General features: G+C 67.5%; 2 protein-coding genes. One reads left to right on the forward strand and one right to left on the reverse strand.

What is annotated here, in order from left to right; all coding sequences use genetic code 11:
- A partial coding sequence (locus B4E36_RS18545; RefSeq protein WP_345900667.1) for an ABC transporter ATP-binding protein occupies positions 1-697 on the forward strand: 697 nt, incomplete at its 5' end.
- Between the two features lie 29 nt (positions 698-726).
- Here the strand turns inward: B4E36_RS18545 and B4E36_RS18550 are convergent.
- Positions 727-1,509, reverse strand: a 783-nt coding sequence (locus B4E36_RS18550; RefSeq protein ID WP_345900668.1) for an AraC family transcriptional regulator, incomplete at its 5' end; no start/stop codon positions are given.

Raw genomic sequence — 1,509 nt, forward strand, 5'->3', positions numbered from 1 at the left:
CGGCGGCCAGCGCCAGCGCGTGGCCATGGGGCGCGCCATCGTGCGCGATCCGAAAGTCTTCCTGTTCGACGAGCCTTTGTCGAACCTCGACGCCAAGCTCAGGGTCAGCATGCGCACCGAGATCAAGCGGCTGCACCAATTGCTGCCGACGACGACCGTCTACGTCACCCACGACCAGGTGGAAGCCATGACCATGGCCGACCGCGTGGTGGTGATGAACCAGGGCCTTGTCGAGCAGATGGGTGCGCCGCAGGAACTCTATTCGCGGCCGGTCAGCAAGTTCGTCGCCGGCTTCATCGGTTCACCGTCGATGAACTTCCTGCCGGTGAGGCTCGAAGAGGCGGACGGCACGCTTTTCGTGGTGTTCGAGGACGGCAACCGCATGGCGATTCCCGAGGCAAGGGCCGCCGCGTTCCGCTCCCATGCCGGCCGCGCGGCCACCTTCGGCATCCGCCCCGAGGCGATCACGCTTCGGCAGGAGCGCAGCGGTTTCGTGCCTTTCGATGCCGCGATCGATCTGGTCGAGCCGCTCGGCGCCACCACCATGGCCTATTTCAGCATCGCGGGGACGGAGATTTGCGCGAGCGTCGAACCCGAGGAGAGCCTGCGCGCCGGCACCACCGTGCCGCTGTCCTTCGACCTCAACCGCATGCACCTGTTCGACCTCGAAACCGAACAGGCGCTCGCTGTTCACTAGCGCAGGCGCGGTTCAGGACGCGTAACCGTCTACATCTGGGCGGTCGTGCCGGCGGCGATGCGGCTTGGCGGATGGCCGGTAATGCGCTTGAAGGCGCGGCTGAACGCGGCCTGCGAGCCGTAGCCGAGGCGATGGGCGGCGGTGTCGATCGGCACGCCCTCGCGGGCTATCCAATCGGCGGCAAGACGCATGCGCATTTCGGTAAGATAACGCACCGGCGTCACGCCGGTGACATCGAGGAAGCGCTCGGCGAAAACCGAGCGCGAAACACCCATCTCGCGCGCGAGTTCGGCCACGGACCAGTTGCGACCGGGCTCGCGATGGAGCGCCAAGAGCACGCGGCCCAGACGAGGATCGCGCAGCGCGGCGATCCAGCCGGTGGCATCACCGCAGCCGCATTCGACCCATGCCCGGACGATGCAGGCGGCAACCACATCGGCAAGCCGGGCGAGAATGCCGGCATAGCCGGCGCGGCCGTCCCTGGCCTCCCGGGCCATCGCCTCCAGCATCGGCAGAATTTCGGGGTAGCGGTCGGTCAGCGTGCCGACGCGCATCACCTCCGGCATCATCGCCACCAGCGGGTGCATGCTGCCGAGGTCGAAATCCATGCATGCGGAAAACAGCACGACCCGCTCTTCCGGCGGCGTCGCCTCGCAGGTCCTGATCTCCTTGACGCTCGGGCAGATCGGGGAGGACGGCAGGGCCGTCAGGTCGGCGCATGGCGCGGGATTGTCGGGCGATGAGGCCAGCCGGTGCAATCCGCCATGCGGCAACAAAGCCGCATCGCCGGCGCCCATGACATGGACCTCGCC

Origin of the sequence: Martelella sp. UBA3392 (genome assembly GCF_002358775.1) — a bacterium.
Classification (GTDB): domain Bacteria; phylum Pseudomonadota; class Alphaproteobacteria; order Rhizobiales; family Rhizobiaceae; genus Martelella; species Martelella mediterranea.